Here is a 26,003-nt window from a genome sequence, read left to right on the forward strand (position 1 = left end):
TACGAACATATGATTTATCCGTCAAATACGCCAATTCGCCTCTGAGAATTCAAAGGACATGTCATCCGATTGAACGACGAAAGAGGCTATCGCCTTACGGACAATACAACACGAGGATTTTCTCGCCACGATTAAGGCAATCATATCAATATTGACAGGTCATTTTGCATTATTTATTGCATTTTTGTCCGAGATTTTCTCCTTGCATGCGTCTTAGGGTCCGTCCTGTCAGGACTCCGGGAAGATACAGGCAGGATCGACGGACATTCAGGAGTACGCCTCATACACCCGACAGACCGCGCACCGGGCACAGACACTCGGATACTGCGCTCCGAAGCGAACGAGCCGCCGAAAAAAAACGAAGGGGGTCCCATAAACAGCCCCTCTGGAACAGATCCCGAAAGATTCCGATTCCGGGACAACCGGCGGAACGTCCGGAACATTCCGCCGAGGGCGATCGCAATGCAGGATTCACGCATGTTCGGACGTATGCTGTTGCAAGCATTTCCCTCGGGACAACCGGACCTGCAGCCGTTCCGGAACAAAACCCGGAACGGCCCGAGCGCGGCGGGGATTATGTCCCGACGCCGTAACGAAACGGAGAAGGGGAAGCGGCCGGACCGGTCGCGGGAACGAACCGCCCTCGAAGAATACGACGAATACGAACAAAAAAGGAGCCCTGCATCGCTGCAAGGCTCCTTAAGGAGGCGGCTACCTACTCTCCCACATGTGACTGCAGTACCATCGGCGTAAGCGGGCTTAACTTCTCTGTTCGGAATGGGAAGAGGTGGGACCCCACTGCTATAACCACCTAAAACTCTACCGCATCTGCGGCCTGTGTCGTAAAGTTCCTCGACTCAAACGTCCCGTGCGGAACATTTGACGATTCAGGATGAGAAAAGGGCCCTCTTCAGAAAGTGCTCAGGCTATTAGTACCGCTCGGCTTTGACATCGCTGCCTTTACACCTGCGGCCTATCAACGTAGTAGTCTCCTACGGCCTTCAAGGGAAATCTTATCTTGGGGAAGGCTTCGTGCTTAGATGCTTTCAGCACTTATCCTGTCCGAACATGGCTACTGAGCAATGCACCTGGCGGCACAACTCATACACCAGAGGTTCGTCCAACCCGGTCCTCTCGTACTAAGGTCAGGACCCCTCAAATTTCCTACGCCCGCAACAGATAGAGACCGAACTGTCTCACGACGTTCTGAACCCAGCTCGCGTGCCACTTTAATCGGCGAACAGCCGAACCCTTGGGACCTTCTCCAGCCCCAGGATGTGACGAGCCGACATCGAGGTGCCAAACCGCCGCGTCGATATGAGCTCTTGGCGGCGATCAGCCTGTTATCCCCGGAGTACCTTTTATCCTTTGAGCGATGGCCAGTCCACACAGAACCACCGGATCACTATGCCCTGCTTTCGCACCTGGTCGACTTGTGAGTCTCGCAGTCAAGCACCCTTGTGCCATTGCACTCTGCGCACGGTTACCATTCGTGCTGAGGGTACCTTGGGAAGCCTCCGTTACGCTTTTGGAGGCGACCACCCCAGTCAAACTACCCACCAAACGGTGTCCCCTGAACAGGGTTAGAATTCAAATACACAAAGGGCAGTATTTCAACGGCGACTCCACGATACCTGGCGGTACCGCTTCGCAGTCTCCTGCCTATCCTACACATCATGCACCCAAATTCAGCGTTAAGCTGCAGTAAAGGTTCACGGGGTCTTTTCGTCCCGTTGCGGGTACCCGGCATCTTCACCGGGACTACAATTTCACTGAGCTCACGGACGAGACAGTGTCCAGATCATTACACCATTCGTGCAGGTCGGAACTTACCCGACAAGGAATTTCGCTACCTTAGGACCGTTATAGTTACGGCCGCCGTTTACTGGGGCTTCGATTCAATGCTTCGCTTGCGCTAACATCCCCTCTTAACCTTCCAGCACCGGGCAGGTGTCAGGCCATATACGTCTTCTCTCGAATTAGCATAGCCCTATGTTTTTGTTAAACAGTTGCCTGGACCTTTTCGCTGCGCCCCACTCACGTGGGGACCCCTTATCCCTAAGTTACGGGGTCAATTTGCCTAGTTCCTTATCCGTGATTCACTCAAGCACCTGAGGATACTCTCCTCGACCACCTGTGTCGGTTTACGGTACGGGCGATGCATACCTGAAGCTTAGAAGTTTTTCTCGGAAGCTTGCTTGGGCTGACTATCCGATTGGCCGTAGCCGCTCGGTACTGTCGAGTTTCAGCAAAACGTCGCTATTAACGTCGTCCTATACCTACGCTCTTTAACCAACAATTCCGTATGTTGGCGCAGCTTACGCTTCTCCGTCCCTCCGTCGCAGTATGCATCGGTATCGGAATATTAACCGATTGTCCATCGAGATCACCTGACGGCTTACCCTTAGGACCCGACTAACCCTGATCCGATTAGCGTTGATCAGGAAACCTTGGTCTTGCGGTGGGCGGGTTTCTCTCCCGCCTTATCGTTACTTATGCCTACATTTGCTTTTCCATAAACTCCACCATGCCTTACGACACGGCTTCAACGTCGATGGAATGCTCCCCTACCACTCCGTAGAGTCCATAGCTTCGGCGATACACTTGATGCCCGTTTATTATCCACGCACAACCGCTCGACTAGTGAGCTGTTACGCACTCTTTAAATGAATAGCTGCTTCCAAGCTAACATCCTAGCTGTCGCTGCAGTCGCACATCGTTAGTTCAACTTAGTGTATTCTTCGGGGCCTTAGATGATGGTCTGAGTTGTTCCTCTTTTGTCGCCGGACATTAGCACCCGGCGGCTCACTGCTGCAAAACATAATACTGGCATTCGGAGTTTGTCAGGATTTGGTAGGCGGTGAAGCCCCCGCATCCAATCAGTAGCTCTACCTCCAGTATACTATTGCAACGCTGCTCCTAAAAGCATTTCGGGGAGTACGAGCTATTTCCCAGCTTGATTAGCCTTTCACCCCTACCCACAAGTCATCCGAAAACTTTTCAACGTTTACCGGTGCGGACCTCCAGGTGGTTTTACCCAACTTTCATCCTGCTCATGGGTAGATCGCAAGGTTTCGCGTCTACAACCACTAACTTTGCGCCCTATTCAGACTCGCTTTCGCTTCGGCTCCGGACCTTATAGCCCTTAACCTCGCTAGTGATTAGTAACTCGTAGGCTCATTATGCAAAAGGCACGCCGTCACGGCACTAAGCCGCTCCGACAGGTTGTAAGCGTACGGTTTCAGGTTCTTTTTCACTCCCCTGTTCGGGGTACTTTTCACCTTTCCCTCACGGTACTGGTCCACTATCGGTCTCTTGGGAGTATTTAGCCTTGCGGGGTGGTCCCCGCGGGTTCTGACAGGATTCCTCGTGTCCCGCCATACTCAGGATACTGCTTCCGCTTACACAACTTACCGGTACGGGACTTTCACCCTCTATGGTCACGCTTTCCAGCATGTTCCCGTTCGTTCGTATTAAGATTTCGCAGTCCTACAACCCCGACGTTGCCGTAACAACACCGGTTTGGGCTATTTCCTTTTCGCTCGCCACTACTCGGGAAATCGATGTTTCTTTCTCCTCCTCCTATTACTTAGATGTTTCAGTTCATAGGGTTCGCTCATCTCTCGATGTGACAGATCTCCTATCTGCCGGGTTGCCCCATTCGGATATCTGCGGATCAACTCTCTTTTGCAAATCCCCGCAGCTTTTCGCAGCTTAACACGTCCTTCTTCGCCTCCAAGAGCCTAGGCATCCCCCGTACGCCCTTGCTTACTTTCTTTACGCCTCCTATCCCTCTACAGGACAGGAGCCCCTTTCTCATCCTTAAATCTGTCAAAGAACTTTTCCTCTCGGCAGCCCGTCGCCGGACATGCCTCGCGGATCGTACAGTATTGCGGTTTCGCTCCGCCACCGACTTGGAATCGGATACTGTTATAATAGTCTTTGAAGTAAAAAGCAGCCAATACCTTTGAATTAGCTCCAGAAAGGAGGTGTTCCAGCCGCACCTTCCGGTACGGCTACCTTGTTACGACTTAGCCCCAGTCATCGGTTTTGCCCTAGGACGCTCCTTGCGGTCACGTACTTCAGGCACCCCCAACTCCCATGGCTTGACGGGCGGTGTGTACAAGGCCCGGGAACGTATTCACCGCGCCATGGCTGATGCGCGATTACTAGCGAATCCAACTTCATGGAGGCGAGTTTCAGCCTCCAATCCGAACTGAGACCGGCTTTCGAGATTGGCATCCTGTCACCAGGTAGCTACCCTCTGTACCGGCCATTGTAACACGTGTGTCGCCCCGGACGTAAGGGCCGTGCTGATTTGACGTCATCCCCACCTTCCTCTCGGCTTACACCGGCAGTCCCGCTAGAGTGCCCAGCTTGACCTGATGGCAACTAACGGTAGGGGTTGCGCTCGTTATGGGACTTAACCCGACACCTCACGGCACGAGCTGACGACAACCATGCAGCACCTAGTTTCGCGCCCCGTAGGGAAGACCGATTTCTCGGTCCGTCGCTAACTTTCAAGCCCGGGTAAGGTTCCTCGCGTATCATCGAATTAAACCACATGTTCCTCCGCTTGTGCGGGCCCCCGTCAATTCCTTTGAGTTTCATTCTTGCGAACGTACTCCCCAGGTGGATAACTTAACGCTTTCGCTAAGTCACCGACTGTGTATCGCCGGCAACGAGTTATCATCGTTTACTGCGTGGACTACCAGGGTATCTAATCCTGTTCGCTCCCCACGCTTTCGTGCCTCAGCGTCAGTAATAGCTTGGAAAGCTGCCTTCGCAATCGGTGTTCTGTGTGATATCTAAGCATTTCACCGCTACACCACACATTCCGCCTTCCGCAACTACACTCTAGTCTCTCAGTATCAGAGGCAATTTCGACGTTGAGCGTCGAGCTTTCACCTCTAACTTAAAAAACAGCCTACGCACCCTTTAAACCCAATAAATCCGGATAACGCTCGGATCCTCCGTATTACCGCGGCTGCTGGCACGGAGTTAGCCGATCCTTATTCGTACGATACTTTCAAGCAGATACGCGTATCTGGGTTTACCCTCGTACAAAAGCAGTTTACAATGCATAGCACATTCATCCTGCACGCGGCATGGCTGGTTCAGACTTCCGTCCATTGACCAATATTCCTCACTGCTGCCTCCCGTAGGAGTCTGGTCCGTGTCTCAGTACCAGTGTGGGGGGAAAACCTCTCAGTCCCCCTATGTATCATCGCCATGGTGAGCCGTTACCTCACCATCTAGCTAATACAACGCATGCCCATCTCCAACCACCGAAGCTTTCAACTCCGACAGATGCCTGTCGGAATATTATGGGGTATTAGACCAAATTTCTTCGGATTATCCCCCTGTTGAAGGCAGGTTGCATACGCGTTACGCACCCGTCCGCCGGTCGCCGGCAGGAGTACCGAAGCACTCCATCCGCTGCCCCTCGACTTGCATGTGTTAGGCCTGCCGCTAGCGTTTATCCTGAGCCAGGATCAAACTCTCCATTGTAAAAAATGTTTCGTTAAATATCTTGGCTATACTCAAAGGTATTTTGAAAATTATTACCGTTTCTTTCGAAACGAGTAAGAATAAACTTTAGCTGCTTAATTACTTCAAAGAACTTTTCTTTCAATAAACCTCTCGGGTCTTTCATCACCCGCCCTCTTTTCAGAGGTTTCGGGCTGCAAAGATAAAAGCTATTTTTCAAACCGCCAAATCTTTTGCGAAAAACTTCGAGAAACTTTTTTAAGAACTGATCGCTATACTCGATCGTACAAGCTAACGGAGCGCAAAGATAGATATTGTTTCGGAAACGACAAAATCTTTTTCGAAAACTTTTCAACCTTTTCAGAACGTCCCGCTAACCGTCTCTTCCGTTTAGCGGGTGCAAATATAGAGACATTCGCTTGTTCTTTCCAAATATTTCGGCAACTTTTTTCAAACTATTTTCATTTTCCGAACGGAACAGACTACCAAACAACACTTTACAAACAACAAGAGCAAACCCGCATTTTACTTTCGGATATCAATTTTTCGAGTCTGAAATCGAGCGAATCGTTATCGCAAACTGTCATTCGGCAACTATGCGCACAGAATAATACCCTGCCTTTTCGTCGCGAAACGGCACGTTCGGACACACCCGACGACGGGGAAAGCACCCTCGCTATTTGGGCGAAGCGGGCCCGGAAGCCGAAGCGGCGGCCGTTCCGTTCCGGATCATCCCGATCAGTCGGTCCAGACTGCGGTTCTCCCGCTTCAGCCACTCCTCGAACGGATGGTCGATCGGAATGTCTACCGGCGGATAATCATAGGGATCGTCCTCCTTGCATATCCGGGTAACGCCGAACGGAACTTCGAACTCTAATTGTTTTAACTGAGGTAATGTGATTTTAGCCGTATTTCCCGTAGAAATTTCCGTATACCCACCGCAATGTTGTCCGGCCGTCAGACCGATTCCCAATGTCTGACAGTAACGGGCGAACATCTGACTCGCCGAGTAAGTAAGAGGGCCGGTCAGGACATATACGTTTCCTCTAAAACCGTGTTTCGGATGATCTAGAACGTATTGCAGATCGCAGACCGTATCCGTGCAAAAAACGGTTCCGTCTTTCAGTGTTCCGATGTATTCAATCAAACGCTCCCGATCGCTTTCTTTTATATACGGGCTTCTCTCTATGTTCGTTTGCAATTTTTCTCTGCCTTCGTCGATTACACGGTATTTGGCGTTTATATCGATCGGCTTATCCGTAAAATAATTTAGCGTATAATATACGTTTTCTGTCATTCCGCCGCAGTTCAGGCTTACATCGATAATCAGATCTTTTATATTGTCCCGATCGATACGGCGCATGGCTCGACGAAGCAAGCGTTTGTAGCGCCAGTCTTTGCCGAACAGCAACATGGACGACCAACGTTTTCCCCAGAAGGAATTGATCGAAAGTACTCCGATTCCATCGCCGAGATTTTCATAAACGATTGGTTTTTTCCCAAAGCCGATTTCGGATTTGACTTTACGTTTGTCGCCCGATTTTTTAAATTGACGATACATTTCTTCACGAGATATGTTCCCTAATATAACGGTGTCTTGTCGGTTATTGTCAGGTCGGATATAAACGACCTCGAACGGTGCACGAATACCTTCCATGAATAGAAAATTGGCGAAGTTCGGCCAGTATGCCGGGTCCGTCTCGTACTTAGCATTCATCATAGCCATCGCATTGGCTTCCTCGCCGGGTCCAATAGCCCTGTTCATCAGCGCCATTTCCTTAGCAGAGCGACCGTTGATGCTGAGAATTTGAGCGAAACGGGGAATAATGCCATTGTAATCCTTTACGTTGTAAATCGATCCGTCTTTCCAAGTCTGAACCCACAAAGGAAACAAGTAATCGTCCTTTTTGAAATATTCCCATCGATTGAACATACCGTCGTCGGGGAATTTGAAATGGGCATCGTCTTTAAGCAGGTTCAAATAGCGCCAAACATAAACGTAATACCCATCTATTTTTTCATCCAAAAAGTTTTGCAATCGGTTATAGACGATGCTTTTGTTATTGTTCCATTCTTCGTCCTCAATACCTCTCCGACCGGATATATATGTGTTTTCGATATGATCGATAATAAATGCTATTTCATCGTTACATATGTACTTGACTGAATCCGAATAGTTACTGTATGCGCTCCCTGCATGCCCCAATAGAGGCAGAAAAATTGTAATCGACAACAGAAAGCATAATCTTTTACTCTTTTTAAAGATTATGCACGTGATTTTTTTTGATTTCATAATGTAAATCCAGATACTTGTTGAAAATGTCTTTATCTTTATATGCTGCGCACAAATAATGGGATTCTCCGTATTTTTCACTTCTGCATCTTTCCGCCCCCCGCAGAAAGTGAACTTCATATTCAGTATTCCGGCATTTCACGTCCATAGGACACAAACACATTTCTCTCTACGAACCTATCCTATCAGCAATTATCCTAATTCCGGACTCGTCGACTTCGACATCATAAGAACAAAAAAGACTGCACAACAATTCTAAAGATAAAAATAAAACTCTGTATTCAAAACAGCGAAAGAAGCCGGACCTACGTTTCACCCACCTCATAACCCAACCGGACATCAGGCTCACCCGACAATCGGGAAGACGCCCTCACTATTCGGTCACTTCAGTTCCGGAAGCCGAAGCGGCGGCCGTTCCGTTCCGGATCATCCCGATCAGTCGGTCCAGACTGCGGTTCTCCCGCTTCAGCCACTCCTCGAACGGATGGTCGATCGGAATGTCTACCGGAGGATAGCGATACGAATCCTCCCTGCCCGAGAACAGCGCTAATTTGCCTACCGGAACCCAAAACGGCATATCCGAGTTCCGGGGTAGAGGAATATTAGGTGCACTACCAGAAGTCACTTCCGTGAAGCCTCCGCAATGTTGACCGGCTACCCGACCGATGCCGAGATGTTGGAAGTATTGTACCAGTATCTGTGCGGCAGAATAGGTCGGATGTCCCGTCAAGATATACACATTTCCACGATAGCTATGTTTTCGAGGTCGGGGCTGGTACTGCATAGAGAAAAGAGAATCCGTACGAAAGAGCGTTCCGGACTTCATACCTCCGACTAAATCCGACAGTCGGCGACGGTCGGCCTTGGGGGTAAGAAGATCATTGGACATAAGGGCCTGCACGATCTCGCGGTTGTCGTCCGTCACCCGGTAGATTTCCGTCCGATCGACCGGACGGTCCGTGAAATAGTCCAATGTCTTATAGACATTCTCAATCATGCCTCCCGGACAGATACTCAAGTCGATAATCAGATTTTCGATCTTGTCCCGGTCGATGCGGCGCATCACACGCCGAAGCATACGGGGGTAGCGCCAATCGCGTTGGAACAGAATCAGTGGAGCGTATCTTTTCCCCCACATACTATTGATCGATAGCACACCGATACCGTCCTTCATATTCCGGTATTTTATGGGACGGAGGTGACTACCTATACGGATGCGTGCGCGATGTTTATCTCCCGATTTTTTGAACTCCTTATATATGTCGCCCCGTGCCATTCCGTTCAAGACAACGGTATCGGGACGGTCGCTGCCCTGAGCCTTGTAGACCACTTTGAAAGGAGGTTGGTGCCCGTGCATCAAGAAAAAGTTGGCGAAAGCATTCCAGCCGCGTGGATCGGTTTCTTCGTCGGCATTCATCCATGCCATGGCATAGGCTTCTTCGCCCGGGAACATCATCCGTTTTTTCAGGGCGGTTTCCTGTGCATCAAGACCGTTGACGCTCAGAATCTGGGCATGAGCCGGAATCACCCCCGTATAGTCTTTCACATTATATACCCTTCCGTCTTTCCATGTCTGAACCCAAAGCGGGAGGATCGAATCGTTTTCGATGAATATACGGTACCGATTGTACACTCCTCCGTCGGGAAAATCAAAATGCTTGTCTTGTATCAAAGCGCCAAGATAGCTCCAGTTATAAAGATACTCCCGTTTATTGTTGGACTGTACGGCCTTACTTCGAGCAATTTTCACACGTCGGTTCCACTCCTCGTCGCTCATGCCCCGGCGGCCGGATATATAGGTATTCTCTATGCGGTCGATAATAAAATCGACCTCGTTCAAATACAAACGGTGAATCGAATCCATAAACCGGGCAGCTTGTATGCTGTCCATAACGGGCGGTTGAACATTCTTTTTCTTGCTGAATCCGCAGATCGGAAATACCGCAAATAACAGAAGGGCTATCAGAATTCTACTTTGCAAGGGTTCGATTCTTTGGGTGTACATAAATTCCTATTTTTTTGAGGAGCCTACTATCGTCCCTCAAGATCATATCATGGCAAGCATTTCCCCGGCAGGAATCGTGACGATGAGAAACTTATCGTCACGATTTCCCAAATCCGGTGCGGCATCGCGCCGGATATTCGCTCAACTGCGGCCATAACCGGCATACGGGAATACGACGAGCGGGAGCGAACAGAACCCTCGCTTATCCCTAATTATCAAAACGCAAACACCTGACAATTATTGCTCGGGGAACAAGAATCGAGGAACGGGGGGACATTCTTCCGAAAGGAAATTACATATTTCGATTACCGAACGTCTTCGCTCCCGGAATTTTCACATTCGCCGAGTCCGGCTGCGGCTACGGAACGCGCATACAATGAGCTCCTACCATAAAACCCTTGCGCCGAGAGAAAAATTTCATACGGGAAAACCGGAACCATCGAAAACCCGAGAACCGGTACGGAAAAGTATATAACCGGGTTCCGAAAAGCGTTATCCGCACAACCGGAACGGGGAGATTACGGATGACACGGCAGAGAAAATCTGCCGTACACATGCGGATTTTCCGCGAAAGGGAAAGCCGCCGGCATAAGAATTCGACCTGCGAGGGTAAAGCGCGCGGTTTCGATCGGGCCGCCGCCTGTCAATCCGCTCGGAAAGGTCATTCGGACATATTTTCGACGGACAGAACGGAACGGGCACGTCCCCCGGCGGCATAACCGCACAAGCACGAGAAGCCGACCGCCGCTATCGCTCCGCCGAAACCGAGCCGCGCAGCCCGGAAAGAATACGCAAACAGAGGGCTGTCAGCGATTGCCCGACAGCCCTCTGTCTATCTCAAAATCTCCGTTCCGGACCGACCCTGCCGATCGGAACGACGTTCAGACAGCCGCAGCGATGAAATCGCCTACGGCGGTCGTCGAATAAGCCTTGCCGCCGTCGCTGACCAGATCCTCGGTCACGACGCCCGACTCGATCGCCCGGTTGACCGCCTCGCGGACGGTCTTTCCCTCCTTTTCGAGCCCCACGTGCTCGAGCAGCATGGCGGCCGAAAGGATCGTCGCCATCGGATTGGCGATGTTCTTGCCCGCGGCCTGAGGATAGCTTCCGTGAATCGGCTCGAACAGCGCCACCTCCGCGCCGACCGAAGCCGAGGGGAGCATGCCGAGCGAGCCGCTGATGACGCTGGCCTCGTCGGTCAGGATATCGCCGAACAGGTTTTCGGTCACGATCACGTCGAAATGGGTCGGCCGCTGGATGATCTGCATCGCCGCATTGTCGACGAACATGAACTCGAGTTGCACATCGGCATATCGCGGCGCCATTTCGCCCGCGATCTGACGCCACAGCCGCGAGGTGGCGATCACGTTGGCCTTGTCGACGACGGTCAGATGTTTGCGCCGCTTGCGGGCCAGTTCGAAGGCCAGACGCAGAATCCGCTCGATCTCCTCGCGCGTGTAAACGCAAGTATCGTAAGCGGTGTTCCCGTCCTCGCTGCGTCCCTGAGGACGGCCGAAGTACATGCCTCCGGTCAGCTCGCGCACGCACAGGAAGTCGGCTCCGCGCACGATCTCGGTCTTCAGCGGCGAGCGGCCGGCCAGCGAGTCGAACACGGCCAGCGGGCGCAGGTTGGCGTACAGTCCGAGCGACTTGCGCATCCGGAGCAGTCCCTGCTCGGGCCGCACCTTGGCCGACGGGTCGTTGTCGTACTTCGGGTCGCCGATCGCGCCGAACAACACGGCGTCGGAACGCAGACAGACGGCGTGCGTCTCGGCCGGATACGGGTCGCCCGTCGCATCGATCGCGCAGGCGCCGACCAGCGCTTTCTCATACTTGAAAACATGTCCGTACTTCGCGGCCACCCGGTCCAGGACCTTCACCGCCTCGCCCACGATCTCGGGACCGATACCGTCCCCGGGCAAAAGTGCAATCTTCAGTTCCATATTTTTCCTATCATTAGCATTATATATCCCTAACTATCCGGTATGTCGCCTCCCCGCTCCGAGCGCCGGTTTTCCCGATCCCGGCACAATCCGTGCGGCAGAACGTTCCGGCAACCGACCGCTCTTTTCGGTTTCGGTCCATCGAAGAAGACCGAACAAGCGCTCCCCCGAAAATCCCCCGAACCGAAAACGAACGCGCCTCGGCCTCAGTCTCCGACATGCGCCATGCGACCGAGTCTTCACCGATCGTCAGCCTCCGGGAAACCGTCCGCAGCCGCATCCCCGCGAAAGTCTCAGACTCACGCGACCCGACTACTCACTTCCGCAGCGTCGTTCCCCCGTAGCCCGGCGACGCGATCCGGTCGGCCGAGCAGATCGCGACCGAGCGCACGCCGCTGTCGATCGCCCGAAAGGCGTTCTCCAGCTTGGGTAGCATGCCGTCGGCCACGATGCCCCGGGTCCGGAGCTCGGCGAAGCGATCCGGCGTGATTTCGGCGATCACGCTGTCGTCGTCGTTCACGTCGAGCAGCACGCCCCGCTTCTCGAAGCAATAAACCAGTTCCGTCTCGTAAACGGCCGACATGCCGACGGCTACGGTTTGCGCCACCGTGTCGGCATTCGTATTGAGCAGGCCTTCGCCTTCGGCATCGGCCGTAATCGGCGCGACGACCGGCGTATAGCCGGCGTCGATCAGCATGCGGGCCGCATCGAGCCCGAACCGGTCGGGCAGCGGATCGCCGACAAAACCGTAATCGACCGGCTCCGGACTGCGCCGCCGCGACAGGATCAGCCCCCCGTCGGCGCCGCACAGGCCGAACGGCCGGCAGCCGGCCGTTCGTAACTTGTCGACGATCGTCTTGTTGACAAGTCCGGCATAGACCATCGTCACGACCTTCAGCGTCTCGGCATCCGTCACACGGCGTCCTTCGATCATCCGGGCCTCGATACCGAGCGCACGACCGATGCTCGTAGCGATTTTTCCCCCGCCGTGAACCAGTATCTTCGGTCCGTCCAGCAAGGCGAAATCGCGCAGGAAAGCATCGAGCTTTTCGGGGTTATCGACAACGTTGCCGCCTATTTTAACAACTTTCAACATTTTTTCAACAGCTTGTCGTCAACAACTTTCTCAACGCCTCGAGCAGCCGGTCGGCATGCTCGCGTCCGATATTGAGCGCCGGAAGCAGGCGGAACGTATTCTTATCGCCCGACGAGCCGACGAAAATCTTCTCGTCGAACAGCAGCTTGCGACGCAACGGAGCCGCATCCTCGAACAACTCGACGCCGATCATCAGCCCCCGGCCGCGTACTTCCTTGACACGGGGCAGCTTTTTCAACTCTCCGATCAGGTAGTCTCCCAGCTCGCGGGCATGATCGACCAGCCGGTCGGCAGCCATCACGTCGGCCACGGCGATCGCGGCCGCGCAGGCCAGATGATTGCCGCCGAACGTCGTGCCGAGCATGCCGAACTTCGGAGCGATGTGCGGCGCGATCGATATGGCGCCGATCGGGAAACCGTTGCCGAGGCCTTTGGCCATCGTATAGATATCGGCGTCCACGCCGGCCCAGTCGGCGGCGTAGTACTTGCCGCTACGTCCGCAACCGCACTGGACCTCGTCGGCGACGTACAGAGCGCCGTAGCGGTCGCACAGCGAGCGGATCTTGCGAACGAACCCTTCGCCGGCCATCCGAACGCCTCCTACGCCCTGAATATTCTCGATAATCACCGACGAAACGTCCCCGCCCTCGAAAGCGGCCTCGAGCGCCGCCTCGTCGTTGAGCGGAACGAACACGACATGGTCCGTCCGGTTGACCGGGGCCACGATCGACGGATTGTCGGTCGCCGCGACGGCCAGCGAGGTGCGGCCGTGAAAAGCGCCTTTCATCGCGATCACCTTGCTTTTGCCTGTGACGAAGGAAGCGAGCTTCATCGCATTTTCGTTGGCCTCGGCTCCCGAATTGCACAGGAAAAGCTGGTAATCCCGCTTGCCGGACAGTTCGCCCAGCTTCGAGGCCAGCTCGCGCTGCTGATCGATGATGACCGAATTGGAATAGAAACCGATATGCTTCAACTGGTCGACCACTTTTTCCACGTAGTGCGGATGGGTATGGCCGATCGAGATGACGGCATGTCCGCCGTACATATCGAGATAACGGGTTCCCTTGTCGTCCCACACGTACGAGCCCTCGGCCCGGACGATATCGATATCCCACAACGGGTAAACTTTGAACAAATCCATAACTGACATTTTTTCGGGCGGTCTCGCGCCCGGTTCGACTCCTTTGCGGCCGCAAGCGCGGCCCCGGCCTTCCGCGAACGGGCCGGCCGTTTTTCCTTGATTCACATCCGTCCGCAGGAGAAAGCTCCGACGCGTCGGAAGCCCGTCGCAGGGATTCCCTGCCAAACCGGGCCCGCAGACCGGCCCCGGCTTTCGCCGTCCGGCCGCAAACGCAAGCCCTTCGCCGCTTCCGAATCGCTCTTACCCGCACGAAAGAAACGTCCTTCGCACGGAGATTCGCAAACCCGCGCAGCCCGGACTACTTGCGACTTCCGTCCGAGGCGATTCTCCGCTGCCGGCAGGCGCCCAACCTTCCAAACTCCGAACAGGCATGCCTCAGAACGCCACCGGCTTCAGACGCAGTCCCGCGCGCTCGTCGAGGCCGAACATCAGGTTCATGTTCTGCACGGCCTGTCCCGAAGCGCCCTTGAGCAAGTTGTCGATCGCGCTGACGACAAGCAGCTTGTCCCCATGCTTCTCGACCGAGAGCACGCACTTGGACGTATTGACGACCTGCTTGAGGCAGACGGACCGGTCGCTGACGAAAGTCAGCGCGGCATCGGCATAGTAATCCTCGTACAGCTTGCGGGCCCGCTCCTCCGACAGATCGCAGTCGGTGTAGATCGACGCGATGATGCCGCGCGCGAAGTCGCCCCGATACGGTACGAAATCGATCTCGCCCGAGAACGAGGGCATCAGACTGCGGACGCTCTCGCCTATCTCGTTCAGATGCTGGTGCGTGAACGCCTTGTACACGGACAGATTGTTGACCCGCTGGCTGAAATGCGAGGTCGGAGCGAGTTTCTGCCCCGCTCCGGTCGAACCGGTCAGGGCCGTCACATGCACGTCCGAACGGAGCAGCCCGGCCGCAGCCAGCGGCAGCATGCCCAATTGCAGGCAGGTCGCGAAACAGCCCGGATTGGCGATATTGCGCGCCGAGCGTATCCGCTCGCGGTTCATCTCGGGCAGGCCGTAAACGAACCGACGGCCGCCGATGGACGACGAGGCCGACAAGCGGAAATCCTGACTCAGATCGATCACGCGCACCGAATCGGGAAGCGGCGTCGCCTCCAGAAACTTACGCGCGTCCCCGTGCCCGACGCACAGCAGCAGCGCGTCCACGTCGGTACGCAGCTCGCCCGTGAAGCGCATATCCGTTTCGCCGAGCAGATCGACATGCACGTCGCACAGGCGATTGCCCGCGTTGCTGTTGCTGTGAACGAATACCAACTCGGCTTCAGGATGGTTCAGCAGGATACGGATGGCCTCGCCGCCCGTGTATCCCGCGCCTCCGATAATGCCAACTCTTACCATATCAATGATTTTCGACGGTTTTGGAGAATACGTTGATCACGATTACGCCGGCTATGATCAGCGCCATGCCGACGATCGCCCCCATATCGAGCCTCTGCCCGAACAGCAGCGCGGCGGCCAGCGACACGAGCACGATACCCATGCCGCACCAGATCGCATACGCAACGCCCACCGGCATCTCGCGGAGCGTCAGGCTCAGACAGTAGAACGCGACGAGGTAACCCGCGACGGTCAGCAGCGACGGCCCGAGCCGCGTGAACGAGTGCGACGCCTTGAGCGCGCCGGTCGCCACGACTTCCGTCAGGATCGCGATCAACAGATAGACCCACTTCATGCTACAGCTTCTCCTTGTTGACCTGATAGTAAATCTTATTCTGGTTGCCGAAAATCCGGCCGAAGCCCTTCACGTCCTCGCTCGTCCAGTCGCTCATCGTCTCGCCGTAGGCGCCGAAGCGGTTGCTCATCAGATCGTGCGGGCTGTCGATACCGACGACTACGAAGCGGTAGGGGTGCAGATCGACGTACACGTCGCCGCTGACGGTCCGCTGGCTGCTCTCGAGCATGGCCTCCATGTCGCGCATGACCGGATCGTAATACTGTCCTTCGTGCAGATGATTGCCGTAGAAGGCCGAAATCTGGTCCTTCCAGAAAAGCTGCCATTTCGTCAGCGTATGCTTTTCGAGCATATGGTGCGCCTTGATGATGACCATCGGGGCGGCCGCTTCGAAGCCGACGCGTCCCTTGATGCCGATGATCGTATCGCCTACGTGCATGTCGCGGCCGACCGCATAGCGCGAAGCAACGGCTTGCAACGCCTGAATCGCGGCGATCCGGTCGTCGTAACGCTTACCGTCCAGCGCGACGAATTCACCCCGCTCGAAAGTCAGCGTCACACGACGGGGTTCGGTCTCTTTCAGTTGCGACGGATAGGCCTCCTCGGGCAGCGTCTCGCCGGAGGTAAGCGTCTCCTTGCCGCCTACGGACGTACCCCAGATACCCTGATTGATCGAGTATTCGGCCTTCTTGAAATCGAAATCGACTCCGTGACTGCGCAGGTACTCGATTTCCTCCTCGCGGCTCAGGCGCTTCTCGCGGATTAACGCAATCACTTCGATTTCGGGCGCTACGATATTGAATATCATGTCGAAGCGCACCTGATCGTTACCTGCCCCGGTGCTGCCGTGGCACAGGTAGTCGGCTCCGATCTCGCGGGCATAGCGGGCGATAGCCGTCGCCTGAGAGATCCGCTCGGAACTGACCGAAATCGGATAGGTCGAGTTCTTGAGCACATTGCCGAAGATCATGTACTTGATCGCGTGCTGGTAATAATCCTGCGTTACGTCGAGCGCGACGTAGCTCTTGACGCCCAAGGCGTACGCCCGCTTTTCGATCCGGGCCAGCTCCTCGGCCGAGAAGCCGCCGGTGTTCGCCAAAGCCGCGTGAACCTCGAGTCCCATTTCTTTAGCCAGATAGATAGCGCAGTAAGAGGTGTCGAGACCGCCGCTAAAGGCCAATACTACTTTTTTCATTTTCTCTTTTTCGTTTTTGTTTGATTAAACCGAAGGAGGAGCACCTGAATATTTCTTCTCTTTCCGAAACTCGTCTACTTCTCGAGCAGGCCCTTGTCGATGGGCACTTTCACCGTATCGTGCTCGGGATCGAACAGCATGGCCGTACAGAGGCAGTTCTTACGCTGCTTGCTCTGCAGGATCGGGTAGTTGACGCAGCTCTGGCAGCCGACCCAAAACTGGTCGTCGTCGGTCAGCTCCGAATAGGTGACGGGCCGGTAGCCCAGCTCGGAGTTGATCTTCATCACCGCCAGACCGGTCGTCAGGCCGAACAGTTTCGAGCCCGGGAACTTCTTCAGCGACAGGAAGAACGTCTTGGTCTTGATCGCTTTCGCAAGCCCCAGCTTGCGGAACTTCGGGTTGATGATCAGACCCGAGTTGGCCACATACCCGCCGTGTCCCCACGACTCGATGTAGCTGAATCCGGCCCAGGTCCCGTCCTTGTGGAAAGCGATTACGGCCTTCCCCTCGCGCATCTTGCGCGACACGTAATCGGCCGTGCGCTTGGCAATACCCGTACCGCGCGCCTTGGCCGACTCGGCCATTTCGTCGCAGATAGCCTGAGCGAAGCGGGTGTGCTCCTCCGTGGCTACCAAAACATCAAAATCATCGATTGTCATTTCACCAGCTAAAAATTTAAACGACAAATTAGCGGCGGTATCCGGCCGCCTTTTTCCAATGGATTACAATCTGCAAAAGTATTAAAAAAAGACCGGAAGCGGATAAAAATAACAGGAAAATAATTTTTTAACGCGCGCGGCATCCCCGACTCCTTTACCGTCCAGTCGAATCCATCTGGGCAGGAACATATCCGGCGCGCCGCATCCGACTCCCCCGAGATACGACTTCGCGGGAAACGGGAACACGATTCCCCGGACAAGCGGCGAATGCCCGTATATATAGCGGCGGGAAAAGCGAAGGGAAGGCCCGAAAGCCTTCCCTTTCACGGATTCACGGAACGAATCCGGCTAATACCTGTCGCACTTGATTTCGAAAAGCGCCTGAGGATGCTGGCAGACCGGACACCGGTTAGGCGCTTTCTTACCTATATATATGTGCCCGCATTCCATGCAGCGCCAAACGGTGTCTTCCTCCTTGACGAAAATGTGCCCGTCCTTCATCGTGTCGTACAGGCCGCGAAACCGTTCCATGTGCGTGCGCTCGATCTCGGCGATCATAGCGAACTGTCTCGCGATCTCGGAAAATCCTTCCTGCTTGGCGACTTCGCTATAGGCCGGATAGAGATTCTGCCACTCGTCGTACTCGCCCTGAGCGGCCTCGTCGAGATTCTCGAGCGTCGTACCGATCACGCCGGCGGGATACGATGCCGTGATCTCCACCATGCCGCCCTGCAGAAACTCGAAATAGATTTTCCCGTGCCTCAGCTCGTTATGCACCGTCTCGTCGAAAAAGCAGGCTACTTTCTCGAATCCGTCCTTGCGCGCCTGTTTGGCGTACATGCGATAGCGGGCGGCAGCCTGAGACTCGCCGGCAAAGGCTTTCAGCAGATTTTGCTCGGTCAGGCTCCCCTTCAGATCGTTTTTTTCCATAGTCAGTCAAGAATTTGATTAAAAATTATTTATATTGGCAAACCCTGCAATTGGTATTAAATTTGTTTGGGTTTCCCGAAACCATTCAAGCATTCACCCATGACGTCACTTATTAACATTTTACTGATCATGACACACACCTTACCACAGCTTCCCTATGCGGAAGACGCGCTGGCTCCGAGGATGAGCAAGGAGACCATCGAGTACCACCACGGCAAGCACCAGCGTACTTACGTGGACAACCTGAACAAGCTGATTGTCGGCACGCCTTACGAAAACATGTCGCTGGAGGAGATTATCGTCCGTGCCGACGGTCCGATTTTCAACAATGCGGCTCAAGACTGGAATCATACGTTTTTCTTTTTCACGCTATCACCCACTCCAAAATCGATGCCAAGCGGTCCGCTGGCCGAGGCGATCGACCGAGATTTCGGTTCTCTCGACGCTTTCAAAGAGCAGTTCACGTCGGCCGCCGCCGCGCTGTTCGGCTCGGGCTGGACATGGCTCGTCAAAGACCGGGACGGGAAGCTGTCGATCCGGCCGATGCCCAATGCGGGCAATCCGCTGCGCGACGGACTGACGCCGCTGCTGACCGTCGACGTGTGGGAACATGCCTACTACATCGACTACCGGAACCGGCGGGCCGAGTTCCTGAAAAACTTCTGGGACCTGATCGACTGGAAAACAGTCGAAGAACGGTTCGCAAAATAGAATCCCGGCCAACCGAGACACAGCGGCCCGGCGCAGTTGCGCCGGGCCGCGTCTTTTCCGGTTTCGCAAGCCGCCTTCCGCATCGAAGAAGCGTTACATGGCTTTCGGTCGCTTTCCCGTCCGCCACATTCCGTCCGCTCCGAAGGCAACAGACGTCCCCTCGCATCCGGAACGGAACGGGTACGATCCGTTCGTGTCAAACAATTAGACATTCTTGTAAAGAAATCAGACAATCGCATGTCGTTCCAAATTACACAAACGACTATAAACAAGAAAATTACACACATGGCATGATTTTATCTTTCCGGTCCATCGAACGATTTCCCTTTTCCAAGACGAACTAACCTATAACAGTATGAAACGCTTCCTATTCGGGACATGGCTCCTGATATCCGCAGGCATATGCGACGCAGAGAACCAAACGAGCAATTACCTCTGGCCGATCAAAGGGGCCGAAGCAGGAGAGAATATCATCTGTGCTCCGCAGGGATATATCGGCGATGAATTCAACTTCGACTATCTGTTCATCGGCGCCGAGGAAGGAACGACAGTTCTGGCCCCGACCGGCGGCGTCATTACGGATTTCGGCGTCGGATATCACACAACCCTATATCAATCGATTGGCTATAAATCGGATAAACCGAATTTCGATGAAAAGATAAAAGAAGTAAAACCCTATCTCGACCGGTCGCTCGATCCCCGATACTTGTGCGGCGACATAACGATAAGCGTCGGTAACGGAATCAAAATCTACATAGAGGGACTAAACGGAGATATAGCCTTCAAGAAGGGCCAGCGGATCGGCAAGGGCGATCCGATCGGCGAGGTCGCCTACAGCTATCATAAAATCAAGAGACCGTCCATCCGCTTGAGTATCGGGCACAACGACAAATCCTCCGATCCGATGACGCCATTCGGGCTGAAGAGCAGTTTCATTCCTCCGAAAACTACGCCGCCGGTCACGGAAGTGACAAGCAAGCAGGCCAAAGAGGATTTCCTGCTTCACATCGGGGTGTTGAAAGAACTGTTTCCCGGTCTCTACAACGTTATTACCCCCGAAGAACTCGACCGGTATGTCGATGCGACGGTCGCCCGGATCGACGCCCGTCCGGGCAAATGGCCGATCGGCGAGTTCCGCGACCTGATGCGGGAAGCCGTAGCCAAGATTCACGACAGCCATATCTACATGTTCCCTCCGACTACCGCACAAACGGGACCTTCGCACCTGCCTGCAATCCGTCTCGGCTGGATCGGCGATACGTTGATCTGCACGAACGCGACTCTCCGTTACCAGCGGTTGATCGGAAAGCCCGTCGCATCGGTCAACGGTCTGTCGGCCGATTCGATGAAAGCCGCAGCGGCCGCCCGGATCGGCGGCTACGACATGCAGGCGGCAGAGTATAAGAATTTCATACTGGCGACGGAAGCCGACCGCATACTCTTCGAGAAGCCCGTTGGAGACGGAACATTCGATATGAACGTCAGGTTTTCGGACGGCGAAACGGTCGAAATCAAGGGGCACGATACGAGAAACGGAACTCCCGCCTATGTGTACGGCGATCGGTTTTTCTATACAAATACGCATCCTAAATCCTATACGTTGCGTATCCTGAACGATTCGACGGCCTATATCGGCTTTACCAACCTTTCGCAGGGAGCGCCCCAGCAAGAGGAGATCGCTGCTTTCATCCGGTCGATCGCGGACAAACCCAACCTGATTATCGACGTGCGCAACAACGACGGAGGACTGGGCGACGTGACCGAGAAGATCTATTCGTTTATCGCGAACAAGCCGGTCGTAGTCAGCGCGTATGAAAAAGCGAAAAAGACGAAGGAGATGAAAACCCTGCAATTCTCGACGAACTACGCAGGAATGACCGAACTGTTTCCCGATTTCGAACCGGTCGAAGGGAAAGAGGGCTATTACAACCGCTCGGCGGAAGGACGGCTGATCGTGCCGGATTCGGCGACCAACTACAAGGGCAGGGTGTACGTACTGGTCAACGAACGTTCGGCTTCGGCGGCCGCCTCGATCGCGGCGCTGGTTATGAAAGAAGGCCGCGGAACGATCATCGGCCGAGAAACCCGTACGGGCTATCATCACATGACAGCCGAGAAGTTCGCGGAAACGCTTTTGCCGCATTCGCAAATCAAGATCAAAACGCCATTGATCGAGCTGGGATTCGATACGGCCGTTACCGAAAGAATCCCTTACGGACGGGGCGTGATACCCGATCATATCGTTCCGCTCACGCTGGACGAACTCAACTACCGCAACGGGGACGCCATACTGAACTATGCGCTCGGCCTGATCGACGGGGACACGGGGAAAGGCGCGGAAGAATCCCCGACGCCGGCATGGGTCTGGTTCCTGATCGTCGGCGGAACGTTGATCGGGGGCGGATTTCTGCTTTTTACAAACGGCGGCCGGACTTTTCTCAACCAATCGGAAAAGAAGAAACGCCGCGGTCCGATCAAGCGGGAAACGGGAACGGGACGGCCGATCGGATCGGACTGAACGTTCCCGACACCGGATTCCAAGACCCGACGATTCGACCGATTAACATATTGCACATCAATAATTTTCGCAAAAAGAGCGACAACCGCAGCATAATTCGTCCGCCGGAACAGAACGGAACCGTGCACCGAACCTTCCCCGTACGCACAATACGCATAAGCCGAGGAACCGTTCCGAACCGTGAGTTGCCACACGGGCCGCTTCCGCCCGCAAGCGACCGAAACCCGCACGCAGCGGAATCCATGCGCCCCGACAAGACAATTCCTTCGCAGACCGGAGATGACAAGCGCTTGCAGCCGACGATACCCGTCGCAAAAAGGGAAAGCCATAGACAGGCATCCCCGTAGCGCCCCCGGCGTTTACGATTTCTTTCCCTTCCTTTTCGGATTGGCGGGAAACCAGCCCTTGGCCACCCGCTCGCGCTGCTCGAACAGTTCCTTGATCGTCCATAACGACGAAAAGGCGAATACCCCCGCCAACGCGGCCAGAAGCACGTTGTCGGTCAGCAGCGAAACGGCCATGCCGCCCAAGCCGAGCAACAGAAAAACCCACCAGCATCGCGTTCCCCAGTAATACTCCGCCTTGACGACGACGGGGTGGAACAGGCCGATAATCAAAAACGTACAGACACCTATAAACAAGCCCAGCAGGCGGTACTCGATCAGAAACTCCATCATTTTTCAGTCGTTTTAATGTTCTCATACAGAAACCGGGCCGTCTGCGGACGGCCCGGTCTTTCCGAAAACCGTCCTGCGGACCGCTCGCGCCCACGCGGCGACGGAGGACTTCCGACAAATGCCGGCGCCAACAGCCGGTGGAGCCGGCCCGGCCCGATTATATCCCGGACTTCCGACGCCGTAGCGACCGCTGCAAACCGGGAAACGACGGACCGACATCCAAAACGCTCCCGCTTTCTATTCCGGCCGGTCTGAAAAGGGCGCCGGCCGAAGGGGAAAACGGCGAGCACGGACGAAACAAGCCGGGCGCGCTACAGATTCCTTTGCACGAACTCGATGCAGCGCTCCATCAGGTGATGGCGCGACGGACCCATTCCGTGATTCCGGTCGGGATAGACGTAGAGCTCGAAGGGCTTGTCGTACTCGACGAGTCTGGTAATCATCTCGTACGTATTTTGAATATGCACATTGTCGTCGCCCGTACCGTGCGCGATCAGCAGCTTGCCCTTCAGGCGGTCGGCGAAATGAATCGGCGAGTTGTCGTCGTATCCCGACGGGTTATCCTGAGGCAGGCCGTTGTAGATCTCGGTGTAAATCGTATCGTAGAACCTCCATGACGTGACGGGAGCGACGGCGATCGCGGCACGGAACACGTCGTTGCCCTTCAGAATGCAGTTCAGCGCCATGAAGCCGCCGTAGCTCCAGCCGTAGATACCGATGCGGTCCGGATCGACGTAAGGCAGCGAGGCAAGGTAGCGGGCGGCCTCGATCTGGTCGACCGTCTCGTATTTTCCCAACTCGCCGTAGGTGCACTTCTTGAACTCCTCGCCGCGGAAACCCGTTCCGCGTCCGTCGACGCAGGCTACGATATATCCCTGCTGCACGAGCACGTCTTCCCAGCCGATCGTCCAGCGGTCGGCCGCCTGCTGCGAGCCGGGGCCGCTGTACTGAGTCATCAGCACCGGATACCGGCGCGACGAGTCGAAGCCGTTCGGGCGGACCATGTAACCGTTCAGCTCCACACCCTCGGAAGTAGCGAACCGGAAAAACTCCTTGACGGGCACCTGCAACTCGTCGAGCTTGGTCCGCAGCGCCGCATTGTCCTCCAGCGTACGCACCAAACGCCCGTCCGAGCGGTGCAGCGTCACCCGGTTGGGCGTCCGCACGTTCGAGAAATAGCTGATAAAATAGCGGAATCCGCGCGAAGGGGCGATCCGGTACGTCCCGTCGCCGCCGGTCAGCCGCCGCTTGCCGCGGCCGTCGAGCCGGACGGTATACAGGTCGCGCCGCAGCGGCGACGTCTCGGTGGAGAGATAATATACCCGGTCGCCCTCGATGCCGAGCAGCTCGGTCACTTCCCACTCGCCCGACGTGATCCGGTCGAGCAGCCCTTCCGAAACGCTGTATAAGTAAAGATGCATGAATCCGTCCCGCTCGCTGCGGACGACGAAGCGGTCGCCGTCGGGAAGGAAAGTCACGGTCCGCCCGTCTACCCGTTCGACATAGCGGTCGTTGCGCTCGTCGTACACGACGCGGGACGCTCCCGACGAATCGCACAACAACACTTCGAAATGGTTCTGCAGACGGTTCAGCCGATAAAAGCCCAACTGCCCCGTCGGGGTCCAGAACAGACGGGGAATGTACTGGTCGGTCTGCTCCCCCGTATCCATCCGTACCGTACTCCCGTCCGCCGCATCGCAGCAATAAAGCTCCACGACCGAATTCTGCTCGCCGGCCTTCGGATATTTGAACGTATAGTTCTCGGGATAGAGCCCGCCGGCGAAGCGGTTCATGTTATACTGCTTCACGCGGCTCTCGTCGAACCGCAGGTAGGCTATCTTCCTGCCGTCGGGCGACCAGGCGAACGCCCGCGCGAACGAAAATTCTTCCTCGTAGACCCAATCGGGCAGGCCGTTGATAATATGGTTGAACCGACCGTCGAAAGTCAGCTGCCGCTCCGATCCGGCCGCCGGATCGGCGACGAACAGGTTGCCTCCGCGCACGAAAGCCACCCGGCTGCCGTCGGGCGAAAACTGCGCCTGCTGCTGCGGCCCGCCCTGCGAAAGCCGCCGCAGCGATCCGTCCTGCCTGTCGTAAATCCAGTACTCGGCGGTAAACGAATGCCGGTAAATCGGCTCGACGTCCGTGGTCAGCAGCAACCGTCTTTCGTCCGCGCTCAGGACGTAATCCGTAAACTCGATCCGGGGCTCGGCGGCCGAAGCGTCGAACAGGACGCCCGCCGGCTCGCCGGTGCGGTACAAGAAGCATAGCACGCGGCCGTCGCTCATCGTCGTGTAGCGCTCGCCGTCGGAGAGGCTGCGCACGCCGCTCACGGTCTTCTGCTCGAACGTCCCGTCGCGCAGGGCGGAGTAATCGAAGGCGGGTCGCGCCGAAACGGTTATCGTATTCAAGGTGCAGAGTGCAAAAAAAACGGTCAGTAAATTCCGCATGGTATCTTCATAATATTATGCAGGTTCGGCCGGCGACAATCGCTCAGCAGGCTTTCAGACTCAAGTCCAAACTCTTGATCTGATGCGTCAACGCACCGACCGAAATATAGTCGACGCCGCAGGCGGCGTACTCGCGCAGGTTGTCGAGCGTGATGCCGCCCGAGGACTCGATCTCGCAGCGGCCCGCGATCAGATCGACGGCCTCGCGCGTGAGTTCGGGCGTGAAATTGTCGAGCATGATGCGGTCGACGCCGTCGAGGCGGAGCACCTCGCGGACATCGTCCAGCGAGCGGACCTCGACCTCGATCGGAATCCGCTTGCCCTTGGCTTCGAGGTAGGCCTTCGTCTGTTCGACGGCAGCCGTGATGCCGCCCGCGAAATCGATGTGGTTGTCTTTCAGAATCACCATGTCGAACAGGCCCATGCGGTGATTCTCGCCCCCGCCCAGCTTGACCGCCATTTTGTCCAGTACGCGCATGCCGGGCGTCGTCTTGCGCGTATCCAGAACGCGAGTCTTCAGGCCCTCCAGCTCTTTCACGTAGCGCGCGGTTTGCGTCGCCACGCCGCTCATGCGCTGCATGATGTTGAGCAGAATGCGCTCGGCCTGCAACAGCGAGACCACGCGTCCCTCGACATAAAAGGCGACATCGCCCGGCCGCACATGCGCGCCGTCCTCGATCCGCTTGTCGAACGCCACGTCCGGATCGAGCCGGCGGAGCACCATCTCGGCCACCTCGACTCCGGCCAGAACGCCCTCCTGCTTGACAAGCAGCTTCATACGTCCCCGCTCGTCGGGAGGGATGCACGCAAGCGACGAATGGTCTCCGTCGCCTATATCCTCGCGGATAGCCAGTTCGATCAGATCGTTCGTAAAAGGTATATACTCCGGTTTCATACTTTCTTTTCAATTTTTACCGTTCGTGCATACGAATGTCGCAAAGTTACAAAAAACCGCGGATTTCGCCGCGACAGTACGCCGGACGGAGAAAAAAGGAAGCAAAATTTTTACGCTTTTTTGTAAAAATTTCTACCTTTGCCGTATAAAATTAACACGACGACATTTCCGGAAGGTTAGTCGTAGTGTTCTTTTTGCAAGTAAGCGACTGTATATCATACAAATGATGCGTCCAATGCAGGATTGAGCGTCATAGGGCGCACGGCAAAAGGCGTTCAAAAACGAAAACATTTGCTTATTTTGCGAAAATCGA

The 26,003-nt window shown here is 55.3% G+C and carries 15 protein-coding genes and 3 rRNA genes; 2 read left to right on the forward strand and 16 right to left on the reverse strand.

What is annotated here, in order from left to right:
- Positions 1-702: 702 nt before the first annotated feature.
- The 13 genes from rrf to rbr all read right to left on the reverse strand — a co-directional run bounded on the left by rrf (position 703) and on the right by rbr (position 18,439).
- Positions 703-815, reverse strand: a 5S ribosomal RNA gene (rrf, locus tag NQ491_RS03940).
- 94 nt (positions 816-909) lie between these two features.
- Positions 910-3,778 (reverse strand): 23S ribosomal RNA (locus NQ491_RS03945).
- 204 nt (positions 3,779-3,982) lie between these two features.
- Positions 3,983-5,511: ribosomal RNA gene (locus NQ491_RS03950) — 16S ribosomal RNA — on the reverse strand.
- The 16S, 23S and 5S rRNA genes sit together here, the layout of an rRNA operon.
- A gap of 655 nt (positions 5,512-6,166) precedes the next feature.
- A complete protein-coding gene (locus tag NQ491_RS03955) occupies positions 6,167-7,903 on the reverse strand; it encodes a S41 family peptidase (protein ID WP_019246286.1) in 1,737 nt (578 codons plus the stop codon).
- Between the two features lie 253 nt (positions 7,904-8,156).
- On the reverse strand, positions 8,157-9,788 hold the full coding sequence (locus tag NQ491_RS03960) for a S41 family peptidase (RefSeq protein WP_147524793.1): 1,632 nt from the start codon (positions 9,786-9,788) through the stop codon (positions 8,157-8,159).
- An 881-nt stretch (positions 9,789-10,669) separates the two neighbouring features.
- On the reverse strand, positions 10,670-11,731 hold the full coding sequence (gene leuB / locus NQ491_RS03965) for a 3-isopropylmalate dehydrogenase (protein WP_019246289.1): 1,062 nt from the start codon (positions 11,729-11,731) through the stop codon (positions 10,670-10,672).
- 316 nt (positions 11,732-12,047) lie between these two features.
- Positions 12,048-12,827, reverse strand: a complete 780-nt coding sequence (gene argB, locus NQ491_RS03970; RefSeq protein ID WP_019246290.1) for an acetylglutamate kinase — start codon at positions 12,825-12,827, stop codon at positions 12,048-12,050.
- A gap of 4 nt (positions 12,828-12,831) precedes the next feature.
- Positions 12,832-13,968 carry an aspartate aminotransferase family protein gene (locus NQ491_RS03975; RefSeq protein ID WP_026089707.1) on the reverse strand — a complete coding sequence of 379 codons (1,137 nt, stop codon included), beginning with the start codon at positions 13,966-13,968 and terminating at the stop codon, positions 12,832-12,834.
- Between the two features lie 375 nt (positions 13,969-14,343).
- Positions 14,344-15,321, reverse strand: coding sequence for an N-acetyl-gamma-glutamyl-phosphate reductase (argC, locus tag NQ491_RS03980; protein ID WP_019246292.1), 978 nt, complete (start codon positions 15,319-15,321; stop codon positions 14,344-14,346).
- A gap of 1 nt (position 15,322) precedes the next feature.
- Entirely contained in the window at positions 15,323-15,655 is a 333-nt protein-coding gene (locus tag NQ491_RS03985; RefSeq protein ID WP_019246293.1) for a DMT family transporter, read from the reverse strand.
- A gap of 1 nt (position 15,656) precedes the next feature.
- Positions 15,657-16,850, reverse strand: a complete 1,194-nt coding sequence (locus NQ491_RS03990) for an argininosuccinate synthase (RefSeq protein WP_019246294.1) — start codon at positions 16,848-16,850, stop codon at positions 15,657-15,659.
- 74 nt (positions 16,851-16,924) lie between these two features.
- Positions 16,925-17,509, reverse strand: a complete 585-nt coding sequence (locus NQ491_RS03995) for an N-acetyltransferase (RefSeq protein WP_034283215.1) — start codon at positions 17,507-17,509, stop codon at positions 16,925-16,927.
- A 348-nt stretch (positions 17,510-17,857) separates the two neighbouring features.
- A complete protein-coding gene (gene rbr / locus NQ491_RS04000) occupies positions 17,858-18,439 on the reverse strand; it encodes a rubrerythrin (RefSeq protein WP_019246297.1) in 582 nt (193 codons plus the stop codon).
- 129 nt (positions 18,440-18,568) lie between these two features.
- Here rbr and NQ491_RS04005 point away from each other — a divergent pair, with 129 nt between their 5' ends.
- On the forward strand, positions 18,569-19,150 hold the full coding sequence (locus NQ491_RS04005) for a superoxide dismutase (protein WP_034283218.1): 582 nt from the start codon (positions 18,569-18,571) through the stop codon (positions 19,148-19,150).
- A gap of 355 nt (positions 19,151-19,505) precedes the next feature.
- Positions 19,506-21,668 carry a S41 family peptidase gene (locus NQ491_RS04010; protein ID WP_019246299.1) on the forward strand — a complete coding sequence of 721 codons (2,163 nt, stop codon included), beginning with the start codon at positions 19,506-19,508 and terminating at the stop codon, positions 21,666-21,668.
- A 359-nt stretch (positions 21,669-22,027) separates the two neighbouring features.
- Here the strand turns inward: NQ491_RS04010 and NQ491_RS04015 are convergent, their stop codons facing one another.
- The 3 genes from NQ491_RS04015 to nadC form a co-directional block, all read right to left on the reverse strand.
- Positions 22,028-22,342: a DUF4491 family protein gene (locus NQ491_RS04015; protein WP_026089709.1), complete on the reverse strand. Its 315-nt coding sequence runs from the start codon at positions 22,340-22,342 to the stop codon at positions 22,028-22,030.
- 314 nt (positions 22,343-22,656) lie between these two features.
- Positions 22,657-24,795, reverse strand: a complete 2,139-nt coding sequence (locus NQ491_RS04020) for a S9 family peptidase (protein WP_019246301.1) — start codon at positions 24,793-24,795, stop codon at positions 22,657-22,659.
- Between the two features lie 43 nt (positions 24,796-24,838).
- On the reverse strand, positions 24,839-25,690 hold the full coding sequence (nadC, locus tag NQ491_RS04025; protein WP_019246302.1) for a carboxylating nicotinate-nucleotide diphosphorylase: 852 nt from the start codon (positions 25,688-25,690) through the stop codon (positions 24,839-24,841).
- Between the last annotated feature and the right edge of the window lie 313 nt (positions 25,691-26,003).

This window comes from Alistipes ihumii AP11 (assembly GCF_025144665.1).
GTDB lineage: Bacteria > Bacteroidota > Bacteroidia > Bacteroidales > Rikenellaceae > Alistipes_A > Alistipes_A ihumii.

Bases quoted from the DNA above. Each gene is read 5' to 3' on its own strand.
- NQ491_RS03955 (WP_019246286.1), bottom strand. From the start codon at position 7,903: ATGAAGTTCACTTTCTGCGGGGGGCGGAAAGATGCAGAAGTGAAAAAT.
- NQ491_RS03960 (WP_147524793.1), bottom strand. From the start codon at position 9,788: ATGTACACCCAAAGAATCGAACCCTTGCAAAGTAGAATTCTGATAGCC.
- leuB (WP_019246289.1), bottom strand. From the start codon at position 11,731: ATGGAACTGAAGATTGCACTTTTGCCCGGGGACGGTATCGGTCCCGAG.
- argB (WP_019246290.1), bottom strand. From the start codon at position 12,827: ATGTTGAAAGTTGTTAAAATAGGCGGCAACGTTGTCGATAACCCCGAA.
- NQ491_RS03975 (WP_026089707.1), bottom strand. From the start codon at position 13,968: ATGGATTTGTTCAAAGTTTACCCGTTGTGGGATATCGATATCGTCCGG.
- argC (WP_019246292.1), bottom strand. From the start codon at position 15,321: ATGGTAAGAGTTGGCATTATCGGAGGCGCGGGATACACGGGCGGCGAG.
- NQ491_RS03985 (WP_019246293.1), bottom strand. From the start codon at position 15,655: ATGAAGTGGGTCTATCTGTTGATCGCGATCCTGACGGAAGTCGTGGCG.
- NQ491_RS03990 (WP_019246294.1), bottom strand. From the start codon at position 16,850: ATGAAAAAAGTAGTATTGGCCTTTAGCGGCGGTCTCGACACCTCTTAC.
- NQ491_RS03995 (WP_034283215.1), bottom strand. From the start codon at position 17,509: ATGACAATCGATGATTTTGATGTTTTGGTAGCCACGGAGGAGCACACC.
- rbr (WP_019246297.1), bottom strand. From the start codon at position 18,439: ATGGAAAAAAACGATCTGAAGGGGAGCCTGACCGAGCAAAATCTGCTG.
- NQ491_RS04005 (WP_034283218.1), top strand. From the start codon at position 18,569: ATGACACACACCTTACCACAGCTTCCCTATGCGGAAGACGCGCTGGCT.
- NQ491_RS04010 (WP_019246299.1), top strand. From the start codon at position 19,506: ATGAAACGCTTCCTATTCGGGACATGGCTCCTGATATCCGCAGGCATA.
- NQ491_RS04015 (WP_026089709.1), bottom strand. From the start codon at position 22,342: ATGGAGTTTCTGATCGAGTACCGCCTGCTGGGCTTGTTTATAGGTGTC.
- NQ491_RS04020 (WP_019246301.1), bottom strand. From the start codon at position 24,795: ATGCGGAATTTACTGACCGTTTTTTTTGCACTCTGCACCTTGAATACG.
- nadC (WP_019246302.1), bottom strand. From the start codon at position 25,690: ATGAAACCGGAGTATATACCTTTTACGAACGATCTGATCGAACTGGCT.